The 22,611-nt window shown below is 41.7% G+C and carries 16 protein-coding genes; 11 read left to right on the top strand and 5 right to left on the bottom strand.

The window, feature by feature from the left end:
* The 5 genes from rng to L1267_RS04465 all read left to right on the top strand — a co-directional run bounded on the left by rng (window position 1) and on the right by L1267_RS04465 (window position 8,015).
* Window positions 1–1,473, top strand: a complete 1,473-nt coding sequence (gene rng, locus L1267_RS04445; RefSeq protein ID WP_135922712.1) for a ribonuclease G — start codon at window positions 1–3, stop codon at window positions 1,471–1,473.
* Window positions 1,473–5,333, top strand: coding sequence for a YhdP family protein (locus tag L1267_RS04450; RefSeq protein ID WP_235382204.1), 3,861 nt, complete (start codon window positions 1,473–1,475; stop codon window positions 5,331–5,333). The genes rng and L1267_RS04450 overlap by 1 nt, the downstream gene beginning before the upstream one ends.
* Window positions 5,323–6,153, top strand: coding sequence for a carbon-nitrogen hydrolase family protein (locus L1267_RS04455; RefSeq protein WP_235382205.1), 831 nt, complete (start codon window positions 5,323–5,325; stop codon window positions 6,151–6,153). The genes L1267_RS04450 and L1267_RS04455 overlap by 11 nt, the downstream gene beginning before the upstream one ends.
* Complete coding sequence (gene tldD, locus L1267_RS04460) at window positions 6,150–7,589, top strand: metalloprotease TldD (RefSeq protein WP_135922709.1); 1,440 nt, start codon at window positions 6,150–6,152, stop codon at window positions 7,587–7,589. The genes L1267_RS04455 and tldD overlap by 4 nt, the downstream gene beginning before the upstream one ends.
* Window positions 7,590–7,766: 177 nt before the next feature.
* A complete protein-coding gene (locus L1267_RS04465) occupies window positions 7,767–8,015 on the top strand; it encodes a hypothetical protein (protein ID WP_171040391.1) in 249 nt (82 codons plus the stop codon).
* Between the two features lie 58 nt (window positions 8,016–8,073).
* On the opposite strand, the gene L1267_RS04470 is transcribed toward L1267_RS04465, so the two are convergent.
* The gene (locus L1267_RS04470; RefSeq protein WP_235382206.1) at window positions 8,074–8,808 is read right to left on the bottom strand and encodes a MauE/DoxX family redox-associated membrane protein; all 735 of its coding nucleotides are present in this window, start codon (window positions 8,806–8,808) and stop codon (window positions 8,074–8,076) included.
* 183 nt (window positions 8,809–8,991) lie between these two features.
* The gene (gorA, locus tag L1267_RS04475; protein WP_235382207.1) at window positions 8,992–10,353 is read right to left on the bottom strand and encodes a glutathione-disulfide reductase; all 1,362 of its coding nucleotides are present in this window, start codon (window positions 10,351–10,353) and stop codon (window positions 8,992–8,994) included.
* Between the two features lie 151 nt (window positions 10,354–10,504).
* Here gorA and prlC point away from each other — a divergent pair, with 151 nt between their 5' ends.
* The 5 genes from prlC (at window position 10,505) to L1267_RS04500 (ending at window position 17,265) form a co-directional block, all read left to right on the top strand.
* Window positions 10,505–12,556: an oligopeptidase A gene (gene prlC / locus L1267_RS04480; protein WP_235382208.1), complete on the top strand. Its 2,052-nt coding sequence runs from the start codon at window positions 10,505–10,507 to the stop codon at window positions 12,554–12,556.
* A gap of 108 nt (window positions 12,557–12,664) precedes the next feature.
* A complete protein-coding gene (locus tag L1267_RS04485; protein ID WP_235382209.1) occupies window positions 12,665–13,843 on the top strand; it encodes a response regulator in 1,179 nt (392 codons plus the stop codon).
* A gap of 43 nt (window positions 13,844–13,886) precedes the next feature.
* Window positions 13,887–14,642, top strand: a complete 756-nt coding sequence (locus tag L1267_RS04490; protein WP_138557059.1) for a class I SAM-dependent methyltransferase — start codon at window positions 13,887–13,889, stop codon at window positions 14,640–14,642.
* A 117-nt stretch (window positions 14,643–14,759) separates the two neighbouring features.
* Window positions 14,760–16,685, top strand: coding sequence for a methyl-accepting chemotaxis protein (locus L1267_RS04495; RefSeq protein WP_235382210.1), 1,926 nt, complete (start codon window positions 14,760–14,762; stop codon window positions 16,683–16,685).
* A 106-nt stretch (window positions 16,686–16,791) separates the two neighbouring features.
* Window positions 16,792–17,265: a peroxiredoxin gene (locus L1267_RS04500; RefSeq protein ID WP_063529354.1), complete on the top strand. Its 474-nt coding sequence runs from the start codon at window positions 16,792–16,794 to the stop codon at window positions 17,263–17,265.
* Window positions 17,266–17,331: 66 nt separating this feature from the next.
* Here the strand turns inward: L1267_RS04500 and L1267_RS04505 are convergent, their stop codons facing one another.
* Window positions 17,332–19,461 carry a S8 family peptidase gene (locus L1267_RS04505; protein WP_135922699.1) on the bottom strand — a complete coding sequence of 710 codons (2,130 nt, stop codon included), beginning with the start codon at window positions 19,459–19,461 and terminating at the stop codon, window positions 17,332–17,334.
* Window positions 19,462–19,784: 323 nt separating this feature from the next.
* Between L1267_RS04505 and L1267_RS04510 the strand changes: the two genes are divergently transcribed.
* Complete coding sequence (locus L1267_RS04510; protein WP_235382211.1) at window positions 19,785–20,969, top strand: NAD(P)/FAD-dependent oxidoreductase; 1,185 nt, start codon at window positions 19,785–19,787, stop codon at window positions 20,967–20,969.
* A 161-nt stretch (window positions 20,970–21,130) separates the two neighbouring features.
* Here the strand turns inward: L1267_RS04510 and L1267_RS04515 are convergent, their stop codons facing one another.
* Together L1267_RS04515 and L1267_RS04520 are read right to left on the bottom strand one after the other, a co-directional pair.
* Window positions 21,131–22,180, bottom strand: a complete 1,050-nt coding sequence (locus L1267_RS04515; protein ID WP_235382212.1) for a PD-(D/E)XK nuclease family protein — start codon at window positions 22,178–22,180, stop codon at window positions 21,131–21,133.
* A gap of 14 nt (window positions 22,181–22,194) precedes the next feature.
* Window positions 22,195–22,560, bottom strand: a complete 366-nt coding sequence (locus L1267_RS04520) for a hypothetical protein (RefSeq protein ID WP_235382213.1) — start codon at window positions 22,558–22,560, stop codon at window positions 22,195–22,197.
* Between the last annotated feature and the right edge of the window lie 51 nt (window positions 22,561–22,611).

Here is a 22,611-nt window from a genome sequence, read left to right on the forward strand (position 1 = left end):
ATGAGCACTGAATTACTGATCAACGTTACACCGAGCGAAAGTCGCGTTGCGCTAATTGAAAACGGCGTACTGCAAGAGATCCAGCTAGAGCGTATTGGCAACCTTGGCATCGTCGGCAATATTTACCTAGGTAAAATTAGTCGCGTACTTCCGGGCATGCAAGCTGCATTTGTCGATATCGGCTTAGATAAGGCGGCTTTTTTACACGCATCAGACATCGTTAATAGTGCCTCAATTGTTGAAGGTGTTGACGAGCAACCAATTAAAAAAGTGCAAGATATTCGTGAACTAGTGCGCCAAGGTCAATACATCATGGTGCAGGTTGTTAAAGATCCCCTTGGCACTAAAGGCGCGCGTTTAACCACCGACATCACTATCCCTTCTCGTTATTTAGTTTTTATGCCAGATGCGACGCATGTTGGTGTGAGTCAGCGTATTGAATCAGAAGATGAGCGTTTACGTCTGAAAAAAATTGTCGCTGAATACGGCGACGAAGACGGCAGCTTTATAGTGCGAACTGCAGCAGAGGGGGCCTCAGAAGCAGAACTGCGTCACGATGCTGAATTCTTAAAAAAATTGTGGCAAAAAATCGTCAACAAACGAAAAAAAATCAGTAAAGAAAGCATCTTGCACGAAGACTTAACACTGGCATTTCGTACCTTGCGTGATTACGTTGGTGAAGACATGGAGCGTATTCGTGTTGACTCTAAACTGACCTATCAAGAGCTTAAAGAGTTTACTGAAGAGTTTGTGCCTATTCTGTCTGAAGCACTTGAGTATTATCCCGGTGAACGCCCGATCTTTGATTTATTTGATGTTGAAACAGAAATTCAAAAAGCGTTGCACCGTAAGGTTGAGTTAAAGTCAGGTGGTTATTTAATTATTGATCAAACTGAAGCGATGACCACGGTTGATGTAAATACCGGTGCGTTTGTAGGGCATCGTAATTTAGAAGAAACCATTTTTAATACTAATATCGAAGCAACCTCTGCGATTGCTCGTCAGCTACGTTTACGTAACCTAGGCGGTATTATTATTATCGATTTTATTGATATGGTCAGTGATGAGCATAAGCGTCGTGTCTTGCATTCGCTTGAATCAGCGCTGGCAAAAGATCGTGCTAAAGCCAACATAAATGGTCTATCTGCACTAGGCTTAGTAGAGATGACCCGCAAACGTACCCGCGAAAGCTTAGAGCATATTCTTTGTGATGTGTGTCCCGCTTGTTCAGGGCGAGGGTCGCAAAAAACGGTTGAAACTGTCTGCTATGAGATTTTACGAGAAATCGTCAGAGTAAATCGCGCTTATGCTGCCGATAAATTTATGGTTTATGCCTCACCATCAGTGAGCGAGGCGTTGCTAAATGATGAATATCATAATTTAGCTGAACTGGAACTATTTATCGGTAAGCAAGTCAGTATTCAAACAGAGAGTTTATATAATCAAGAACAATTTGATGTGGTAATGATGTAATGAAGGCAAAAACGGTCTGCTTTTATTGTTTACGTAAGTTATGGCAAGTATTTGCTATCACTCTCGTACTGCTGGCCGTTATTGTCTCAGTCGTTAAGTATTCATTACCCTATGCTAATGATTATAAAGATGACATTGAAGTGTTCTTGTATGAGCGCTTTGATGTCAATTTATCAATTGGGTCTATCTCGGCCAGTTGGCAGGGGAAAGGACCTGCTTTAGTTATCGAAGACATTTCGTTTGAAGATAACCAAACTTCACCTATTGCACTAACTATTGATAAAGCCAGTCTTGAAGTAAACTTATGGGAATCACTAAAAACCCGTCAGCTTAAATCGAGCTACTTTGTGATCAATGGTTTTCATGCTGATGTTGATTTACCTACCATGCTTGATTTGGGGAACACTCAACAAGCAGGCAGCTTTGAGCAAAAAGAGCTGATCGAAGGCTTGTTCCTTGGTGAAACAGGCCACTTTGCGGTGCAAGACAGTAGTTTAAACTTTACCTTGAGTGATGGTAAAAAACGTAAACTCATACTTGAAAACATTGTTTGGCAAAATACCCCAGAACAACATCAGGGATCAGGTAGCTTGGCCTTACCGGGGATCTCGGTGGGTAGTTTTGATGCTCGCATGGCCCTTAATGGCTCAACTCTTGAGACTATGGCCGGTGATATATATGTACAAGCTGCCAATGTCGATGTTTCTAAATGGCTTGCTCAATTTATTAATACCGATAAACAGCAGCTCAGCTCCGATATTAATTTACAAACTTGGTTTAGCCTAGAAAAAGGCTTGATCAGCGATGTAAAAGTGCAATGGCTACCGAGCTTTATTAATTGGCAACAAAACCAAGAAGCACATCAAATAAGTTTAAATGAAGGGGGCTTTCATTTATTTCCTTGGCAAGATAATTGGCGTTTAAAAAGCACGGGCCTTACGTTTGAGCGAGACTTAAAACAGTGGCCAACTCTTCAGTTTGAAGCACAGTTAGGTGATAAAAATCAAATATGGCTTAAGCAGTTTGATTTTGGGCTGTTGGCTAAATTAGCCCAGCTTAGTAACTTTGAAGTACTGGCACCTTTTTTAGCGCGCCAACCCAAAGGCCAACTCAGCGACGCATATGTTGAATTTGATAACCAAGATCATTGGCAATTGTGGTTTCAAGGTGAGCAAATCAATTGGTTATCATTACAGGGGATTCCCGGTGGCCAAGCAATTCGCGTTGAAGGGTTACTCAACCAATCAGCAGGGCGCATTCAATTATACGGTGAAAACAATCAGTTGTTGACCAATGGCAGTTTCAGCCAAGATATTCCCTATAACCAGTTAAATGTAGAGCTTGATTTACATCACTTTGATGATGGCTGGCGCATTAGCAGCGATAATATTTGGCTTGATAACGATGAAGTCACGCTTGCTGCAGAGATGAAACTAAGCCTGACTGACGAACCGCGTCTTGACTTATATGCCGAAGCCTATGCAGCTGATGCTAAGGTCGCAGGGCACTACTTTCCGCTACCTGTAATGAGTGAAAAGCTCGTTAATTATTTGAATGGAGCGATTAAGGGCGGCGAAGTAAATAAAGCGCAGGTATTGTTTTCTGGGCCATTTAAAGGGTTTCCATTTAAAGAGCAACAAGGTCAATTTGAAGTCTTAGCAAATGTCGAGAATGCCAAGTACAAGTTTTCACCAAGCTGGCCTGAGGTTGAAGAAGCCAACGTTATTTTGCACTTTGAAAATGAACGCATGGATATTTATAGTAAATCCGGCAAATTAGTTAACTTAGCGCTTGATGATAGTGTTCATGTGAGCATTGCTGATCTGATGCATGCTGATATGTTAAAAGTTGCTATAAATAAGCGTGCTCACGGTAGTAAGCTTAAGCCTTTCTTTGCTGCTACACCGCTGGCAAAGCCGCTTGCAAATGTATTTGATGTTGTACAAGCGCAGGGAGAAGCAACAGCAGCTATCGATTTATTGGTTAACTTACGTTCAGGCCATGTTGATGCTGTAGGCGAGGTTGAATTAGCTAACTTACCCGTTTACCTAGCCCAGCCGGGAATAACGCTGAGCCATATGACAGGCATAGTTAAATTTAATAACGACAAAATTGTGCTAAACAATGCCCAGGCAAACTGGTTAGGAATGCCACTTACCGCAAGCTTTAATAGTGAAAATGTTGGTGATAACTACCGAGCTGAAATTGCCATAGAGCTTGCCCTTGAGGCAGACCCATTGATTGAGCAAGCACATGGCTTATTGTCTGGCTATTTAGCAGGGCAAAGCAACGTTGATGTTGGTATATCGCTTAACTTTTTACCTAATGACTTTAATTATCGTGCAGACATAACGGGTAATTTAGTGGGGGTTGCTAGCCAACTACCTGCACCTTATAACAAAAATGCAGAACAAACTTGGCCACTAAATGCGGTTGTGCAAGGTGATCATATTTCTAATTTAATCACAGCTAATATCGATAATAAGCTGTTTTTTAATGCGATTTTAGATAATGGCAAAAAGAAGTTTAATAATGCTCACCTTATTTTAGGGTCACAAGATTTAGGGTTAAATCGTGAAGGTTTTGCGGTATCAATCGATTTACCAGAAACCGAAATAGTGCCTTGGTTTGGCTTAATTGATCAAATTATTGCGCTTACCAAAGTTAAGTCTGATGCGCCTAGTGTGATGCCAGCTTTTAACAATGTAACTGGCAAATTTAACAAACTTGCACTGAATAATATTGATTTTAATGACTTTGAATTTAGATTAGCGCCAAAACAATCAGACTTAGAGTTAAAGTTAAATGCCAAAGAATTACGTGCTGACGCACTTATTCCAACCGGTGAAACGCGCAGGCCGATTCAAATTTTTACCGACTACTTACGGATGAATTTTTCGCCAAATGAAAGCGAGCCTCCATCTGATAAGAATGAGCCAGAGGATTTAAGTTGGCTTATGAATATACCTGCAATCGAGTTTTATTGTGAAGACTGTAAAGTAGGCCAATATCAATTAGACAAAGTAAAAAGCAGTTTAGTCGGTGAGCAAAATAAGTTGATATTCTCTGAGCTTGTAATTGATAAAGGTGATCATGTATTACGCGCAAAAGGGCAATTTGCCGATGGCTTAACTCAGTTTAGTGGTAATTTAGAAAGTGATGATATTGGTGAATTATTTGATGAGTTTGAATTAACCACCACAGTAAAAGATTCAGACGCCAATATTAAGTTTGATTTAGCATGGCAAGGCGCACCCTATAGCTTTGATGTACCAAGTTTAGCGGGAGAGCTAGATTGGCGTTTAGGAGAGGGTCACCTTGCAGAAATAAGTGATGGTGGCGCGCGAGTATTTTCATTACTGAGTTTAGATTCGTTAGTGCGTAAGCTGAAACTCGACTTTAGAGATGTATTCTCTAAAGGTTTTTTCTATAACAGTATGCAAGGCACCATGCAGCTAGAAAAGGGCATTGCTTATACTCAAGATACCAAGCTTGATGGTGTACCTGCCGATTTAACGATTAAAGGGCATACAGACCTAAATACCTTTGAAATTGATTACGACCTTGCAGTTGCCCCGCAGGTGACATCGAGTATTCCCGTTATTGTGGCATGGATGGTCAACCCGGTAAGTGGGCTTGCAGCGCTTGCCATCGATAAAGTGATTCATTCAGCGCGAGTGATCTCAGAGATCAATTTTAAAGTAACAGGAAGTATGAACGACCCTGTAGTGAAAGAAATAGATCGTAAGAGCCGTGAAGTGACATTACCGCAAGCAGCGCAAAGCCAACCGCAGTCGTCTAGCCAATTAAAGTTAAAAGATGCCGCATCTTCAGCGAGTTTAGATACCAATGAAGGCTAATAATCAGCCACAGGTTGTGGCAGTACAAATGTGCTCAAGCATGAATGCTGAGCAAAACCTCGCTTTTCTGGCGGATACATTATTAAAGCTACCTGCAACTCGCCCATTGCTTGTGTGTTTACCTGAGAGCTTTTTGATCTTTAGTAAGCAAAGCCAAGCAAGCTATCAATTAGGTCACCAAAGCGAGACTTATAAAGCGAAACTTGCCGATTTATGTAAGCAGCATGATATTTGGCTAGCGGCTGGCACGCTGCCTGTGTCGCAGCAAAATGGTAAGTATCTAGCAGCCTCGTTTTTATTTAACAACCAAGGTGATGTGGTTGCGCAATACAACAAAATTCACTTATTTGATGTGGATGTTGCCGATACTACGCGCAGTTACCGAGAGTCTGATGCGACCGAAGCCGGCAAGGATATTGTGGTGGTTGATTCGCCATTTGGTAAAATTGGCTTAGCAGTATGTTATGATCTACGTTTTAGTGGCTTATTCACTGCCATGCAGCGCCAAGGAGCTGAGCTTATTTTAGTGCCTAGTGCCTTTACCACAGTCACCGGTGCTGCTCATTGGCATATTTTATTAGCTGCGCGCGCAATCGAAACACAATGCTATGTGGTTGCTGCAGCGCAGTGGGGCGAGCACGAAAATGGCCGCCACACTTATGGCCACAGCATAATTATTTCACCATGGGGAGAAACGCTCAGTGAGCTTGCCTCTGGTACCGGGTTTATCAGCCATGGGCTTGATTTAAACCGCTTGAATACAATTCGCCAAGACATGCCTGTGCAGTCTCAGCAACGATTTAGAGAGCATTTATTATGAACACGGTTGAACAGCATTTATTACATGACAGCCAACTAACGAGAGAAGAATTAGAAAAAACGCTCGCTTTTATTCATCAACATCAAGTTGATTATGCCGACCTGTATTTTCAATCGAGTCACCACGAATCTTGGGTACTTGAAGATGGCTTAGTGAAAGAAGGCTCATACAACGTTGAGCGTGGTGTGGGTGTGCGTGCTGTTAGTGGTGAAAAAACTGGTTTTTCATACTCAGATGCGATTAACCTTGAAGCGCTAAATAAAGCCGCAACTGCAGCACGCAGCATTGCCAATGCTGGCGAAAACAAAACGATTCAGGTGTTCAGTGATGTAGCTGCTAAACAGCAGTATGCGCCGCATCAACCAATTCAAAGCATGAGCAACGATGACAAAGTAAGCCTGCTTCGTGAACTAGAAAACTATATTCGTGAATTAGCGCCGGATGCTGAGCAAGTGATCAGCTCAATGTCGGCGGTTTATGAAGAAGTGTTAATTGCTGCAAGTGATGGCACCTTTGCAACCGACATTCGCCCGCTTATTCGCTTAAACTGTTCAGTGTTACTTGAAAAGAACGGTCGCCGTGAGCGCGGTGGTGCAGGGGGCGGTGCGCGTTTAGATTATGGCTATTTTAAAGAATTAGTCGATGGCAAACCGCGTTGGATGGAATACGCCGAAGAAGCTGTTCGCCAAGCAAAAGTAAACCTTGAAGCAATTGATGCACCTGCTGGCAGCATGGAAGTTGTGCTAGGCGCAGGTTGGCCGGGTGTGTTACTACATGAAGCAGTAGGCCATGGCCTAGAAGGTGACTTTAACCGTAAAGGCGCATCGGCGTTTAGCGGTAAAGTAGGTCAAAAGGTGGCATCTGAGCTATGTACAGTCGTGGATGATGGCACTATTGCTGATCGCCGTGGTTCATTAAACGTAGATGATGAAGGGACACCAGCTGCGTATAACGTGCTTATTGAAAACGGTATTCTAAAAGGATACATGCAAGATAAGCTAAATGCCCGTTTGATGGGTGTTAACCCTACTGGTAATGCACGCCGCGAATCGTATGCTCACTTACCTATGCCGCGTATGACCAATACGTATATGTTAGGTGGCGAGCACAGCCAAGCCGATATCATCAGCTCGGTGAAAAAAGGTATCTTCGCGCCTAACTTCGGTGGTGGCCAAGTGGATATCACGTCAGGTAAGTTTGTATTTAGCGCCTCTGAAGCTTACTTAATTGAAAACGGTAAAATCACCCAACCTATTAAAGGCGCTACACTGATTGGCAATGGCCCAGAAGTGATGCAGCAAATTTCGATGGTAGGTAACGACTTAGCCCTTGATAAAGGCGTTGGCGTATGTGGTAAAGATGGCCAAAGCGTACCTGTTGGTGTGGGTCAGCCAAGCCTTAAAATTGATAACCTTACTGTGGGTGGTACGGCTTAAAAGACTCCATCACATGGCAGGTTAAACTCTTAACCTGCCTCATTTATCTTCGCTTTCTGTTTACACAAAAACTTACACAAATTTTGTATCAATAAAGGTACTTTTGTCGTTAACTTAATTGTGTGAGCTAACCTATTGCTTACAGCAAAAATAAAAATAGCATTATAGGATCAAGATATGAAAGCAATTCCAATTGTACTTGCACTTGCTATGCTGGCAGGCTGTGCATCACAGGCCGTAGTTGATGGGGCTGAAAATGAAATCTACGCTGAGCATGAGTGTCTAGGTGGTGAACTCGAAACCGATTACAGCTATACGATTTTTAGCACCGATGACGACGACAGTAAAAAGGCTGAGGTTAAATCGACCTGTCATCCAGTAAAAACCGAAAGTGAATTCGAGCGCGATTTACGTAATGGTGGTTAACCATTCGTTTAAAGTGGCTTAATTACTTAATTAAGCCACTTTAAATACTAATAAAACGCTAAAAAGTAATAAGCATCCATATACCTGCGGCTATCATAAATAAGTTCTCACTCAGTGAGATAAAGCCGAGCGGCACATTACTGTCGCCACCAACACAGGCGCATTTCAGCTCTCGTTTATCGATATACACAGCTTTAATAACCGATACCGCACCTATGCCACCAATAAATAGTGAAAAGGGTGCTACAGCTAAGGCGGGTAATTCAGCCACCATACCAATCGCTACATACGCCTCGATAAAGGGGTAGACATAGGCATAGGGCACAATGCGCATCGCCAATAAGTCATAGGTAATAAATGAGTTAGAAAAGCTGAATAAATCTTGCAACTTTTGTATCGCTAGTACCGCCATTGATAATGCAACGAACAGCATCAGGTTCTGCACAGAGAATAAAGCCTCACCGCTGGCATAAGTAAAACCGCAGCTCAGTAGCATAGCCACAGCGAAAATGGCTAAAACTGGGGTATAACTGGTACCTTGTTGGCCAGCCTCGGGCAGATTAAAAAAGTCGCGCAACTCATCGTAACCACCAATGCGTTTATCATTGATAAAGGTTTGTGGTGTGGTTTTTACATCATGCTGCTGTTTGAATTCGTCAGTTTGCTCACGGCTGGTTAAATGACGATCATCAACATCGTAACCATTACGCTCTAATAAATCTTTTGATTTTAAACCGAATGGGCAAATATGCTCATCGGTTACCATGCGATATAAAATTGCAGACTTAGACACAGTGCCTCCTTGTAAAAATGCCTTGTTTACTGCGTAATAATTGCTTAATTACACAGTAAATAAGGGCAAATTGTTGCTATAACTGGTTACTTTATTAACAGTTACAAGGTTTGTGCCAGCTTTAGGCATAAAAAAACCTTGTGGCAGCACCACAAGGTTTTAAAATTGACTTGCAACTCAAGTTTATCTCATCGTAACAAACTCTTCAGAACCCGTTGGGTGAATAGCCACAACAGCATCGAAGTCTGCTTTGGTTGCGCCCATCTTCATTGCAACTGCAAAGCCTTGGATCATTTCATCAACGGTAAAGCCAATGCCGTGTAAGCCAACAACTTTTTCGTTATCACCTGCACACACGAGCATCATATTACATGCTTGGCGGTGCTGAGTAACTGCTGTGTACATCGCTGCAAAGTTTGACTTATAAACCTTTACGTTTTCAGCACCATATTGCGAAATCGCTTCTTGCTCTGTTAAACCAATGGTGCCGATTGGTGGGTGACTGAATACCACCGTTGGTACTAGCTCGTAGTCCATTTTTAAATCATCAGGCAATTCTTTATTGAATAAGCGCTCTGATAAAATACGACCTGCTTTAACGGCTACTGGCGTAAGTTCGATACCGTTTTCGATGATATCGCCAACTGCATATACATTTTTAGCTGTGGTGTTTTGAAACTCGTCTACTTTTACATAGCCGCTTTCGTTCACTTCAACACCAGCTGCTGCAAGGTTGATCTTGTCTGTTGTTGGTGTACGGCCAATTGCCCAAATAACTTCATCAACGTTTTGGCTGTGACCATTTTCAAAGTGAATTGTTAGGCTACCGTCGTTTTCTTTAACCACTTCTTTAGGTGTGCACTCAGTGTGAAGAGTTGGGCCTTCTTTTGCCATAATATCGACAAGGGTATCAACAATGTATGGGTCAAAAGTACGTAGTGGTTTGTTTTTACGAACAAATAAATGTGTTTCTGTACCTAGGCTATGAAGAACACCCGCAATTTCAACAGCAATATAACCTGCGCCAACAACTGCAACACGTTTAGGTTGTTCATTTAGCTCAAAGAAACCGTTCGAATCAATACCAAGCTCAGCACCTGGGATATTAGGAATAGTAGGGCGACCACCAACAGCTACAAGGATATGATCAGCAGTGTATAGCTCACCGTTCACTTCAACTGTTTTACTATCAACAAATTTAGCAAAGCCATTAATAACCGTTACGCCGTTACTTGCTAAGTATTTATTGTAACCTTGGTGAATTCGGCCAATATATGCTTCGCGGCTTTCTACTAATTTAGCCCAGCTAAAGCTTTTAAGCTCAACATCAAAGCCATAGTCTGGTGCGTATGCATTAATTGCTTCAGCAACTTGTGCGCCGTGCCACATTACTTTCTTTGGAACACAACCCACGTTTACACAAGTACCACCCATGTGTTTTGCTTCAATAAGAGCGACTTTTGCGCCACGCATTGCAGCACGGTTTGCAGAGGCAATACCGCCACTACCACCACCAATAGCAATGTAATCAAAATGCTGAGCCATAGTTTGTCCTCAAAAATAGATAAATTTTTATTAATTAATCGATTTATTAATAAGTTGATAATAGCATAATAAAGACCAAGGTTAAGCCCCTTGTATTTCATCAATTCGCCCCAACTTCAAAATCATCTTCGCATAAAATTTGAGAACGAAAATGACAATTGCAGAAAATAACCCACTCATTGGTTTAGAAGGGCTTCCGCCGTTTTCTAAAATTAAACCAGAGCATGTCGTGCCAGCGTTAAAAGCAGCCATTGCTGAGTGCCGCACTAAAATAGACGAGGTACTGGCGACTAAATCGTACACATGGAATGACTTGGTACTGCCGCTAGAAGAAGCTGATGACAAGTTATCACGTTTATTTTCACCGGTATCACATATGAACTCTGTCGTTAACAACGATGAGTTACGTGAAGCTTATGAGCAATGTTTGCCATTGTTATCTGAGTACTCAACCTTTGTAGGTCAGCATCAAGGTTTATATGATGCTTACAATGCACTTCATAATAGTGATGAATTTAAAACACTTACTACTGCCCAGCAAAAAACCATTACCAATGCACTGCGTGATTTTGAATTGTCGGGTATTGCTTTAAAACCTGAGCAGCAAAAGCGTTATGGCGAAATCAGTGCACGTTTATCTGAACTGGCTTCTAAGTTTGGTAACAATGTAATGGATGCCACACTCGCTTGGCAAAAGCATATTACTGATGAAAGTGAGCTTGAGGGGTTACCTGAGTCTGCGTTAGCACTTGGCGCTGATACAGCTAAAAGTAAAGAGCTAGATGGCTGGGTATTCACGTTAGATTTTCCATCTTACTTACCAATCATGACTTATGCAGATAACCGCGAGTTACGTGAAGAGTTTTACACTGCGTTTGTAACACGTGCTTCTGATCAAGGCCCCAATGCCGGTGAGTTTGATAACTCAGCTATTATGACTGAAGAGCTTGCACTGCGTCATGAACTTGCTGAGTTACTTGGCTTTAACAGCTACGCTGACATGTCACTGGCGACTAAAATGGCCGAAACGCCAGAGCAAGTTTTCTCATTCTTAGAAGATTTAGCCGATAAGTCTAAACCCCAAGCTGAGCAAGAACTTGCTGAGCTAACGGCTTATGCCAAAGATAAGCACGGTGTGACTGAACTTGCTGCCTGGGACTACGCCTATTACGGCGAAAAACTTAAGCAAGAGAAATACGCGATTTCAGACGAAGTACTGCGCCCTTATTTTCCTGCCGATAAGGTATTAAGTGGCTTATTCACTACAGTAAATCGTTTATTTGGTATTAGTGTTAAAGAAGTCACTGACTTTGATACCTACCACCCAGATGTACGTTTTTTCGAAATTTACGATAGTAGCAATACTTTACGTGGTCGTTTTTATTTAGATTTATACGCTCGCGATCGCAAGCGTGGCGGCGCGTGGATGGACGACTGTATGGGTCGTAAAGTACGTGCAAACGGCGAATTACAAACCCCAGTTGCGTATTTAGTGTGTAACTTTAATAAAGCAGTTGGCGATAAGCCTGCGCTGTTCACTCATAATGAAGTGACAACCTTATTCCACGAGTTTGGTCATGGTATTCACCATATGTTGACCCAAGTTGATGCTGCGCCGGTTGCGGGTATTAATGGTGTGGCATGGGATGCAGTTGAGTTACCAAGTCAGTTCCTTGAAAACTGGTGCTACGAAGAAGAAGCGCTGAACTTTATTTCGGGTCATTACGAAACAGATGAGCCTTTACCAAAAGAGTTATTAGATAAACTCCTTGCGGCGAAGAACTTCCAATCAGGTATGCAAATGTTACGTCAGCTAGAGTTTTCGTTGTTTGATTTTACAATCCACCACGATTATAAAGCGGGTGAACCATGTAATATTCAAGCAACTTTAGATGCTGTTCGTAGCAAAACCGCGGTTGTTAAAGCGCCAGCGTTTAATCGTTTCCAACATGGCTTTAGCCATATTTTTGCTGGTGGTTATAGCGCTGGTTATTATTCGTATAAGTGGGCAGAAGTTCTGTCTGCTGATGCGTTTTCTAAATTTGAAGAAGAAGGCATTTTCAACCCTGAAACGGGAGAAGCCTTTTTGAAAAACATTTTAGAAAAAGGCGGTAGTGAAGAGCCAATGGAGCTGTTTAAAAAGTTCCGAGGGCGCGAGCCGCAAGTTGATGCATTGCTTAGACACAGCGGCATTGCAGCATAAAGAATATAAAAATATAAAAGCGCCGTAAGGCGCTTTTTTTATTAATATTTCTTCGCAAAATCACACGCTCGTACTATCCTTCTAAAAAAGAGTATATAGGAATTAAGCATGTCTAAACTGGTATTAGCCATTGATGATGATAAATACGTGCATCATGTGATCGAAGAATCGCTCGCGGGCTTTTGCACACTGCTCCATGCTAAAAATGGTGATGAAGGATTAAGACAAGCAATAAAACACAATCCAGATATAATATTGCTCGATATAGAGATGCCCGGAAAAACTGGGTTTGAGGTTTGTAATGAGTTAAAAGCAAACCCTGAAACCAAAGATATTCCAGTAATGTTTTTGTCAGGTAAATCAGACTTACCAGACCGTGTTAAAGGGTATAACGCAGGTGCTGCTGACTACATTGTAAAACCATTTAATGCTGAAGAGCTTATGGCACGTATTCGCGTGTTATATCAGTATCGCCAACACTCAAAAAAGCTTAAAAGTGATGTTGAGCGAGCGCAGATCACCGCCGAAATTGCAATGACAGATTCAGGTGATATGGGGCGCATCATGCGTTACGTCGGGCAAAGCTATCATGCACATGATATTAAAGCCTTATCTGAGTATATGTTCGAATTTTTTAACCCCATGGAGCTCGATGTTGTTTTGGCGTTTTGGTATCAAGATGTTGGCGTGTTTTGTAGTGCTAAAGGTGGCGTATGCCCACTTGAGCAAGAGTTATTAGAACAACACCGTGAGTCAAATCGCTTTGTTGACTTTAGTCATCGCACCATCATTAACTACCCAAAAGTATCGATGCTAGTTAAAAACATGCCCTTGGATGATGCACAGCTTTATGGCCGCTACAAAGATTTGTTTCCGCATATTTTGGAAGTGACTAATGCGAAAGTGCAAGATATGGAAATAAACGAACGAGCATTGACGCAGGCAAACCAAATAGGCAATGCTTTTAACGAGCTCTCTGAACTAATGCATCAAAACAGTGACTCTCGAGAGCATGCCGTTAAACAGCTAACAGTTCAGCTTGCTGAATTGAACCAATTAGTCGAACATAATGAGCAGTTAAATAGCAGCGATGTGGCTTTGTATTTACAGCAATTGCAGCAAACTCAGCAGTTATTTTCCTCTTTAAACGACGATTTAACTCACATTAAACATCAGCTTAATCATATTATCGAATCGCGTAGTGAGTTATTGGTAAACTTACAAAAAATGGCTGAGCCTAGTCATACTGAAGATATCACTTCACAAACGGATATCGAGCTATTTTAAGCCATGCTATACTGGCGCCGAATAAAATAGCTCGGAGTTATACGTGGTAATTCATTGTCCTTTTAAAGAAATGCGTCCTTATTTAGATGCCATAGAGCAACGTTTTGGTTTAGCCAAGTGGGCTGAGCTTAATGCGGGCTTTTCGCTTCATTATGACGATCAGGGCTTGAGTTTGAAAAAAAAGGATGAGCCAAAACTTGGCGCTATCCATGTAGATTTTGTCACGGGGGCTGCCGCACATCGACGTAAGTTCGGTGGTGGTAAAGGCCAAGCTATCGCCAAAGCGGTGGGTTTAAATAAAGGAGCTACGCCCGTGGTGCTTGATGCCACCGCAGGCCTTGGCCGCGACGGCTTTGTTTTGGCATCACTTGGCTGTAAAGTCATACTACATGAGCGTCACCCTGTGGTTGCCGCGCTATTATTTGATGGCTTAGAGCGCGCCTATAACGATGCAGAAATTGGCTCATGGATGAAAGAAAACATGAGCCTAGTATTTGGTTCTAGCCATACTTTATTGGCTCAGTGTAACGAAGTACCTGATGTTGTGTACTTAGATCCTATGTTTCCCCACCGAGAAAAGTCAGCCCTAGTTAAAAAAGAAATGCGGGTATTCCAAGAGCTTGTTGGGGCTGATAGTGATGCCGACGATTTACTAGAGTTTGCTTATCCACTTGCAAGCAAACGAGTCGTGGTTAAGCGACCCGATTATGCGCCATTTTTGAATGACAAAACCCCTAGTATGCAAATCAAAACCAAGAAGAATCGCTTTGATGTATATGTAAAAGCAGCAATGGTTTGAGTCTAGTATTTTTGGATGTGTTTGATTTTTATGTGTGGTTATTTATGGTGGTTTTTCATTAAACTGTCATAAAAGGTTAATATTCTATGCGCGTAACGTTACTTGGGAATATCGTTTATGCGCGTGTCATCATTTACTCGGCTACTAGCCGTTTTACTTACTCTTGCCAGTATTTTATTAGCTGCCACCTTGTTTTGGTCAAGCCAAACATTAATAGGAATAGAGCAGCAAGATAACGCTTATAACAAGCTTAAAAACACCATCATAATTGATTTAAAAAGTTACCTAGATGACTATTTAGAACAAGGTGACAGCCAGTACTTAACTAAAGCCTCAGCACTGATTAGTAAGATTAAAGCACAGCAATTAGCTGGACTTCCCAATGAGTTAGCAGCAACACTGAATACGCAACTCACTGAATTAGACAAAGACATTAATGGTAAGTACCGCGCTTTGGGCAAGTTGTCTGGTAACGAAATGGCTTTACTTGATAACTCGATAAGACAAATGGCCGGTTCTGCCTCATCGTTAATTGGTTATGCTAAGAAAGCAGAGCCGCAAACAGCGCTTGCACTTGAGTATTACCAACTTGCCGCTGACTATTACAGCGAAGTCACATCACTTGCTTTGTATACTTATAAGTTGGTTCTTAACTATGATCAAGATACTAAAAGCAGCCTTACGCAAACAGTTACAACACTAAACACACTCGCAGATAAAATCGACAGCCTTGATAACCTAGGTGTTATGAGTGAAGTTGAAGAAGATGCGTTGTTTTTTGGTGAAGAAGCTGAAGACTTAGCGGGTGATATTAAAGCTGAACTAAGTAGCTGGCCTAAACGTTTTCCCCGTGATTTGGCATCTACTCTTGAACAAGCTGAGCAACGTCAAACGGGTATGCAAGCATTACGCGAACAAATCGGTGCGTTATCTGTAACCGTGCTCGGTGCTGAGCAAAAGCTAAAAGACGAACAGAGCAATCTTAAACAGCAAGTATTTATCGTGTTTTGTGTCGCTATTGGCATGCTTGTAGTGTTGGCGGGTGGTGTGTATTTTGTGCAGCGTAACCAAGTGCTTAATCCATTGCGTCAATTGCGTGATGGTTTTGCCTTCTTGATTGAAAGTAATGAACTTAAAAATATTGAGAGTAAAAACCCGAAAACCGAGGTAGGCGAAATTGCCAGTTACTTTAATCAATTAATAGAGCGTCAACGTGGTGAGGCTGAAGAGCGAGCACAAATGCTTAAGGTTATTAATGACTTTATGCTAGAAATGAGCGAGCACTTACATACCATAGCCCAGCAAACCGATGCCAGCCATTCTCAGGTAGAGCAAAACCAAGATTTACTGAGCGATATTCAACATATAGGTGAGCAAGTAAATAACATTAATAGCCAAGTCGCTGATAATGCTAAACAGACTTTTAATGCGATGGAGCAGAGTCTTGGTTTTGCCGACAGTATGTTAACGGCGAGCTCCCACACAGAGCAGCGAGTTGAACAAGGCCTTGAGAGTTTAAAAGAATTATTAAAAGGGGTCGATGATGTTGGCCAAGTCATTGAAGTAATTAAAAACATTGCTGAACAAACAAACTTATTGGCGTTAAATGCGGCGATTGAATCGGCGCGTGCTGGTGAGCATGGTCGGGGTTTTGCGGTAGTCGCCGACGAAGTACGAAAGCTGGCTAGACAAACACAAGGCTCGCTTGATGATATTAACAACCAACTTAACCGCTTGAGTGAAAACTCAACTATGGTATCAGAGCAAATTAGCGCACTGGCTAATGATGCTGAGCTGCAAACACAAAATGCTCAAGAACTTAAACGTAACTCAGAAGGCGTAGCCGGCAACGCGCAAGATGCCAATAAAGTAGCGTTTGATGCCATGGAGCTTGCTAAACAGCAAAATGCCTTACTCGAAAACTTTAGCCAATCAATGCAAAGTATGAAAGGGCAGGTAGGTGAGTCAAACTCATTAGTTAGTGATATTCAGCATCGCCTACAAGAGCAAATGCATACCATTAAAGCCAGCTTAGGTTTATAACTCTTCAAAGGGCGAGCAATGTAGTGCATTGTTTGCCTTTAAATCATGCGGTATTCAATTTTTTGGGTATATACTCTGTATTCTTATTTTATTTCAAGGAATCACGATGATCGAACAAGGCCAAACTTTACCTGCGGCAACCCTTAGCGAGTTAACCAGTGAAGGCATGCAAACTTTATCAACAGAGGCACTATTTGCTGATAAAAAAGTGGTGCTATTTGCTGTGCCAGGTGCATTTACACCAACCTGCTCAAACGCTCACTTACCAGAGTTTATTACTTTAGCTGATAAAATCACCGCAAAAGGCGTTGATGCAATTTACTGTGTATCAGTAAACGATGCATTTGTAATGAAAGCATGGGGTGAAGCTCATAATGCTGAGCACATTCGTATGCTTGCTGATGGTGATGCAAGTTTTACCAAAGCACTTGGTTTAGATAAAGACACGGCTGGCTTTGGTGGTGTACGTTCAAAGCGTTATGCGATGATTGTTGAAAACCAAACAGTAACAGGTCTGTTTGTTGAACAAGACAAAGAGTTTGTAGTAAGCCGCGCTGAAGCTGTGCTCGAAAAGCTTTAATATAAATACAAAAAAGCCGGACGTGAGTCCGGCTAAAAGTCCCTGGGGGTAAGGGGAGATCAACTATTAAGGTTGATACTGTGCATCCAATGTCAGACCTGAGAAGGTTTTGTATGCATTTAAGCTTAAATGCCAAGTACCTGCTTGTGGGTTACTGAATGTACATGTTTCTGCGTTACCGTTTTTGTACGGACGACAGTCATAGCTTGAAGTAGTTGGTTGGCTACCAAACTTAACAAATAAATCAGCATCGCCAGAACCACCAGACGTTGTTACTGTGAAGCTTGCCATACCTGCTGGCACGTCAATCGTGTAGTGTTTCCATTGACCTGCACTTGCAGAGATATCAGTCACTGTACCACCACCAGCTTGCGGTGCACCTGTGCCAGTACCTGAAGTTGTTAAATCGCCCACTAAGCTAACACCTGAATAAGCAGAGTAGCCGTTAAGCATGACATGATAAGTACCCGCAGTTGGGTTATCGATAGAACATACTTCGTTATTACCGCCTTCATAAGGACGACAATCATAGGTTGATGTTGTTGGTGCGCTACCTGCACGAACGTAAAGGTCAGCATCACCTGTTCCACCACTCATAGTGAAAGTTACATTCGTTGCGCCTGCTGGTACTTCCATTGTGTAGAATGTTTGGCTGCTAGCTGAACCACTTAAACCAGTGAGTGCTTGGCCATCTTCTAACACGTTACCTGTTGGTGGTGGCGGTGTTGTGCCTGATGCTGCTGCAACAGCAGCTGCCGCATCAACAATACCTGTACCACAGCTAGTACATGTTGCTGGGAATGAACGCGTTGTTGATTTTAAGATGTTTTCGATTTCATCTGGTGTTGCTGATGGTTTCGCTTGTTTAATTAGCGCCGCTACACCCGCAACATGAGGTGCCGCCATCGACGTACCTTGCGAGTAGTGGTATGAATCACTGCTTGGGCCAGTAGAACCTGAGTTGTGTGTTGATAGAACACCTTCAGAGTCATTAGCAAAGCTTTGTGCGCCACCTGGTGCTGCAACATCGATGTTGCTACCATAGTTTGAGTAGTAAGCACGTCCACCGTCACGACCTACAGATGCAACGTTTACAACGCCATTACAGTTACCTGGATTGTAATTCGCAGAGTTATCGTTATCGTTACCTGCAGCAATTACGATCACAGAACCGTTGTTACGAGCTTGGTTAATGGCACTTTGCGTGGTTGAGCTACATGAACCGCTACCACCTAAGCTCATGTTGATAACATCAGCAGGATTAGCATTCGCTGGTACGCCTGATACAGAACCACCTGAAGCCCAGATAATACCGTCAGCGATATCAGACGTTAAACCACCACATTTACCAAGTACACGAACAGGAACTACTTTCGCATCGTATGCAACACCAGCAACACCTTCTCCATTGTTAGTCACTGCTGCAACCGTACCTGCAACGTGAGTACCGTGCCAGCTAGAGCTTTGTGCACTGTGTGTGTAACCACATTCGTTAGCGCTGATTGCATCACCCGGATCGCGTGCATCGCTATCACGACCACCGCCGTCATTTGCTACAGACAGATTAGAGATCATGTCGTAACCCGGTAAAATATTGGCATTAAGGTCAACATGCGGACGGTAACCTGTATCAAGTACCGCTACAACCACACCACTACCTGTTGCCGTGTCCCAAGCGGTAGGTAGGTTTAAACCACCCGCTTGCTCGTAGTAGTGCCATTGGTCGTTATAACGAGGGTCGTTAGGTGTTGCGAATGGCTTTAACATTTGGTCGATTTCGATGTATTCAACATTACCTGTTGCAACCATCTCTTGCATGAACTCTTGCGCTTCTTCAGCAGAAAGTTTTTTATCAGCACGCATTACGTGGTGATTACTCATCGCCATTGCACGAACATATTGGGCTTTTACTTTGCCTTTTTTACTGGTGAAGTTTTTAACAAAGCCTTGAGCCTTTTTGTTCATCATAGTTGGCGATTGTTCTGCTGCCGACATCGTCATCATTTCATCACTGTTGTTTTTATACTTAATGATGAACTGCGTACCAAAGCCGTCTTGACCTTGTAGTTTTGCTGCCGTTTCCTGCATCGATGGTGTCATAAGTTGGTTTGGAGTCGCCATTGCTGCCGTCGTCCCAAACAACGCAGTCAAGCTCAGTGCAATTGCGCACTTTTTCAAGTTGTTGTTAGTTGTCATAATGATCCCTAGATTGTTATGTTAATCTCCACGATATTTTTCGCGAAGGGGGACAAAGGTAAAATAAATGTAAATTAAGTTAAAATATCGTTTTATTATGTTTGTCTCTATTTTGGTTATAACTAAATGTATAGATGGCTAAATGGTGCTTTTTTCGTGTGTTTTTCGTTCTTTTCTAATTAAAAAGTTTTAATTTTTAGATTTTGAGTTTTTACTTTATTTCGTTTTTTGGTTTTATCTTTTTTGTAAAAACACCTCACAGTTAACACCTCATGTAAAATAACTTGTTATAATCAGCTAAATTTTTTTAGTGAGTATGAGTAATGACCCAAGTAGATGTAATTGTGATAGGCGCTGGCGCTGCAGGTTTGATGTGTGCTGCACAAGCAGGCTACCGTGGTCGCAATGTTACTGTGCTTGATATGGGCAAAAAGCCGGGCCGTAAAATATTAATTAGCGGCGGTGGACGTTGTAACTTCACCAATGAAAATGCAAGCCCAGACAACTACTTGTGTGGTAATCCTCACTTTGTAAAATCGTGTTTAAGCCGTTATACCCAGCATGACTTTATTGAGCTGGTGGACCGTCACGGCTTGGCTTATCACCATAAAACACTGGGTCAGTTATTTTGTGATAACAGCGCACAAGATATCGTCGATATTCTTCTAACTGAGTGCGAGTGGGCGGGGGTTAACATTGCTCTGCGTAACGAAGTACTCAGCGTGACTAAAACCGATGCGGGTTATGAAGTTATTACCGAACAAGACAGCTATCAATGTGAGTCGTTAGTTGTCGCATCGGGCGGATTAACCATGCCTAAGCTTGGTGCATCGCCAATTGGTTATAAAATTGCTGAGCAATTTGGTTTAACTGTGCTGCCAACCATGGCGGCATTAGTGCCATTTACTTTGCATCAGCATGATAAAGATCGCTTTGACGGGTTATCGGGGATCAGCATTCCTTGTCTGGTTACCAGTGAAGATGGCACCCAGTTTAAAGAAAACATCTTGTTTACTCACCGCGGCCTTTCGGGCCCAGCGATTTTGCAAATCAGCTCATTCTGGCGTGCAGGGCAAACGGTGTATATTAACTTGTTACCAGAGCTTGATTTAAAACAGCAGCTTGAGCAGTGGCGTCAAAGCCAAGGTCAAAAGTCATTAAAAAATACCCTTGCGACAATTTTACCAAAACGCTTTGTTGAAATGCTGCACGACAGCAAAGCAATTCCTGATTGCAATGTAAACCAACTAACCCATGCACAAATCGACGCGCTACATGATTACATTCACAATTGGCAAATTAAACCCAACGGCACAGAGGGTTATAGAACAGCCGAAGTAACGCTTGGCGGTGTAGACACCGACGAGTTAAGCTCAAAAACCTTTGAAGCGAAAAAATCACCGGGTCTTTATTTCATCGGCGAAGTCACCGACGTAACCGGCTGGCTAGGCGGCTACAACTTCCAATACGCTTGGAGCTGCGGCTTTGCAGCAGGGCAGTATTGTTGATTGAAGTTGCTAGTTTTTAGGAGCTAGGAATTAGCTTAGTAAGTGTTTGTAGGTCGTGCTCTAGCGCGTTTTTTTATGACGCCATGAATGACTACCTACATTACTGAAATCTAAGTTTTGGCTAATAAACAATCAAAGCATAATCACAATATAGTCTCTATTTATGTTTTCATCTCAGCTCTTTCTTGCGACTCTAATAACATGCTGAACCTTTTTAATAAGCTGGCAGCTATCGTAGATAAATCTTGATGAAGGCAAAACTCTTCAAGTATGTATCTAGAATCTTTATAGCCCTGCTGAGTTCCTTTTAATGGTATGGTATTAAAGAGGAACGTTAAATATTTCTTTGATTCAGCATCTCTACCGAATAGTTGTAATTGCCAGCCGCTAGGAGCTATAAACAAATCAAAGGCTATTTTGTAGGAGAAAAACTCAAAGTCATGAACAAGACAGGATTTAGAGTATATCCATTGCCTTTTGCATTGAGGCGGTTTTTCAATTTTTTGTTGTAGCTCAACGACTTTATTATTGAGTTTGGCTAAGAATTTATTTCTTTCTCCAAGTAGTGCTTCTATTTTTTCAAAGTTATCTAGAAAAAACTGATCATTTTCGTCAATTTTCATTTTGCTTCCAGCTAGTCCTTCAATGCTATTCATAAAATCTAGTAAGTAAAAGTACCACTTGTTTTTTGTGATTTGATAATTAGACATGCGTCTTCTTATCTCAGTAAATAGTTCTTCATAAGTGACGTTTACAAAACCATCACTTGGTTGCTCTTTTTTTATACTTAATACTATTTTCACTATCTCTAGATTATTCGGTTGAGCCCATTTTTTGAGCGCATAACTGTAGTCATTTAAATCATTATTAAGATGATGGAAAATTTTATTTTCTATACCTATTAGTAAGTTGTCAGTTTCAATTAATAAGTCTAACCGCTTTTGATTGAATGTAGATTCTTCGCGACTAACTAGAACATTTTTTAGATTCCTATCCTCAATGGCAACTTTGTTAAGAATGGAACTTAGAAGTAAATCTTGTAAACCATGTTCATTGTGAGGATTAAGATAAAATGCGAGTACATTACTTGCCACATTTTCATAGTGAGGGTAGCCAGATATATCGAAAATACTCATTTCTAGCTGATTTTTTGGCAGTTCCTCAAACTCGCTGAGTAATCTTTTGAAGTCAGCAGGTGTGTAAGTAGTCATAAAACTAATTCCCTTTAAATATTCTTAAAGCATTTATAGTGAGGGTCGGTTAAAAGTATTGTTTTAACCTCAAACAAAGAAAATGCATGCTTAATTTTTTTTACTATGTGCTTTTTAAATAGCTTTCTATCTAAGTATATATACGTAACTAATTCGTTGAAATTATATATGACCCTGCCTCTTGGGAAGTTGTAGTAATCGCTCTCGCTCAGATAGATATCAAATTGTTCAAAGATTAAGTTTTCTTCCCATTCTTCATGGTGTAAAAAGGGACTGTCAATTAGGCCCAAGGTGTCTACTTCCAAATTAGCTGTATTAATAGCTTTATAAATTAGCGTATTTTCAACATACCAAAATATTCCCACTTTGTTTTTAATCATAAGACTCTCCTGTTAAAGGTCCCATCAAAACTCGATTTGATGGCACTTAGA

The sequence above is a fragment of the Pseudoalteromonas sp. OFAV1 genome, assembly GCF_021532595.1.
Classification (GTDB): Bacteria; Pseudomonadota; Gammaproteobacteria; order Enterobacterales; family Alteromonadaceae; genus Pseudoalteromonas; species Pseudoalteromonas lipolytica_C.

What these genes read in the sequence shown, in the direction of transcription:
- rng (WP_135922712.1), top strand. Translation starts at nt 1, where the DNA reads ATGAGCACTGAATTACTGATCAACGTTACACCGAGCGAAAGTCGCGTT.
- L1267_RS04450 (WP_235382204.1), top strand. Translation starts at nt 1,473, where the DNA reads ATGAAGGCAAAAACGGTCTGCTTTTATTGTTTACGTAAGTTATGGCAA.
- L1267_RS04455 (WP_235382205.1), top strand. Translation starts at nt 5,323, where the DNA reads ATGAAGGCTAATAATCAGCCACAGGTTGTGGCAGTACAAATGTGCTCA.
- tldD (WP_135922709.1), top strand. Translation starts at nt 6,150, where the DNA reads ATGAACACGGTTGAACAGCATTTATTACATGACAGCCAACTAACGAGA.
- L1267_RS04465 (WP_171040391.1), top strand. Translation starts at nt 7,767, where the DNA reads ATGAAAGCAATTCCAATTGTACTTGCACTTGCTATGCTGGCAGGCTGT.
- gorA (WP_235382207.1), bottom strand. Translation starts at nt 10,353, where the DNA reads ATGGCTCAGCATTTTGATTACATTGCTATTGGTGGTGGTAGTGGCGGT.
- prlC (WP_235382208.1), top strand. Translation starts at nt 10,505, where the DNA reads ATGACAATTGCAGAAAATAACCCACTCATTGGTTTAGAAGGGCTTCCG.
- L1267_RS04485 (WP_235382209.1), top strand. Translation starts at nt 12,665, where the DNA reads ATGTCTAAACTGGTATTAGCCATTGATGATGATAAATACGTGCATCAT.
- L1267_RS04495 (WP_235382210.1), top strand. Translation starts at nt 14,760, where the DNA reads ATGCGCGTGTCATCATTTACTCGGCTACTAGCCGTTTTACTTACTCTT.
- L1267_RS04500 (WP_063529354.1), top strand. Translation starts at nt 16,792, where the DNA reads ATGATCGAACAAGGCCAAACTTTACCTGCGGCAACCCTTAGCGAGTTA.
- L1267_RS04505 (WP_135922699.1), bottom strand. Translation starts at nt 19,461, where the DNA reads ATGACAACTAACAACAACTTGAAAAAGTGCGCAATTGCACTGAGCTTG.
- L1267_RS04510 (WP_235382211.1), top strand. Translation starts at nt 19,785, where the DNA reads ATGACCCAAGTAGATGTAATTGTGATAGGCGCTGGCGCTGCAGGTTTG.
- L1267_RS04515 (WP_235382212.1), bottom strand. Translation starts at nt 22,180, where the DNA reads ATGACTACTTACACACCTGCTGACTTCAAAAGATTACTCAGCGAGTTT.
- L1267_RS04520 (WP_235382213.1), bottom strand. Translation starts at nt 22,560, where the DNA reads ATGATTAAAAACAAAGTGGGAATATTTTGGTATGTTGAAAATACGCTA.